1 protein-coding gene is annotated in these 1,663 nt (G+C 60.6%); it reads right to left on the reverse strand.

Annotated elements, in window-relative coordinates:
- Positions 1 to 173: 173 nt before the first annotated feature.
- Positions 174 to 1,553, reverse strand: a complete 1,380-nt coding sequence (locus AC630_RS42445; RefSeq protein WP_074124404.1) for an IS5/IS1182 family transposase — start codon at positions 1,551 to 1,553, stop codon at positions 174 to 176.
- Between the last annotated feature and the right edge of the window lie 110 nt (positions 1,554 to 1,663).

Consider the following 1,663-nt stretch of genomic DNA (forward strand, 5'->3'; position numbering starts at 1 on the left):
CCTAGCAAGTCGGCGAATGGCCGATTTTGTTGCAGAAGTCGGTAGGATCGACGCTCTCAGCCGAGGCTGAGATCTGAAAATTTGGGCTCGCGATCTCTCGGCCGCCTGCCCGGCATGGGCTGCGGAGACGCCCGGGCACTGACACCTGACGCAACCAACGCGACAGACGCCACTTACGCCACGCTTGGTGCGGCCGTGTCGGGCGGATGGAGCGCCAGCTTGGCAAAGCGACGAAGGTTCTGAGCGATTGCTGCAAGCGTAAATTCGAACCGCGCGCCGGCCGGGCCACGCAGTCTCAGGCGGTCGAGCCGCAGAATCCGCTTGAGGTGCGCAAACAGCATCTCAACCTTTTTGCGATCTCGTCGGGTCTGATCGTAGGCAGGCGTCCTGGCGATCGCGCGGGCGACATCGCGCGCTGCCTCGTGCACGTGGCGTGTGATCTTCCGGCTCGGCGAGTTTGGACAGCATTTCGACTTGAGCGGGCAGTCGCGGCAATCGGCGACGCGCGAGAAATACGAGATAGCGTCATCTCCGCGTGGTCCGCGTGCTCCACTTGAGCGCGGCAGGATCTTGCCGCTGGGACAGACATATTGATCGCGCGCCTCGTCATAGATGAAATCGTCGCGGCTGAACGTGCCGTCGTTGCGCTGTGACTTGTCGATCACCGGGATGTGGGGCGCGATCCCCTTCACATCGACTAGGAAATGGAGATTTTGGGCCGCGCCATAGGCCGTATCCGCGACGAGCCAATCGGGTTTGATGCCGAACGTCTTCTCAGTCCTTTCGATCATCGTCTGGGATGCGCCAACCTCGGATTGGCGGATCGCCCGGGACGCTTCGACATCCATGATAATACCGAACTTGACGTCGATGAGGTAATTGTCGGCGTAGGCGAAGAACGCGGCGTTGCGTAGAGCGCCAGTCCACTGCGCGGCTGGGTCGGACGGCGCGACAAACTTCGGTACGACGTCGGTCGCGCGACCCCATGCTGGATCGTCGAGATTGGCGAGGTAGTCCTGAACGGCGCGCCGAGCCCTCATCGGGTCGATGTCGTGGCTCCATTTATCGCCCGGCGTTGAGCGACACTTATTGGCATCCGCCGCGATCAAGCTGGCATCGACGGCGAAACCATTGCCGCCGACAAGGCCAGCTTTGATGCACGAAACGACGACATGTTCGAAGACGTGACGAAAGACATCATGATCGCGAAAGCGCTCGTTGCGGGCTCGCGTGAATGCCGAGTGATCTGGGATCCTGTCTTCGATGCCAAGGCCGCAGAACCAGCGATAGGCGAGATTGAGCTGAACCTCGCGGCATAGTGCGCGCTCCGAGCGGATCGCGAATACATAGCCAAGGATGAGCATCCGGATCATCAGCTCTGGATCGACCGAGGGCCGACCAGTGTTGGGGTAATGCGGCGCAAGCTCGACGCGCACCCACGAGAGATCGAGAACTGCCGCAATCCGCCGAACCTGATGGTCGTCCGGCACTACGGCCTCGAGGTCGAACGCATAGAACAGCTGACCCTGCTCACTCTTGCACCGCCCCATCATCGAAACTCTCCGTCGATGGCCGCTTCACCTCGACGGAATCACGGTTCGCCCTGCTCCTCAAGATAGTTCTGCAACAAAATCGGCCAATAGGAGACATACTCCTTGAAGTT

It is taken from the genome of Bradyrhizobium sp. AS23.2 (genome assembly GCF_001908185.1).
In the GTDB taxonomy this organism is placed as follows: Bacteria; Pseudomonadota; Alphaproteobacteria; order Rhizobiales; family Xanthobacteraceae; genus Bradyrhizobium.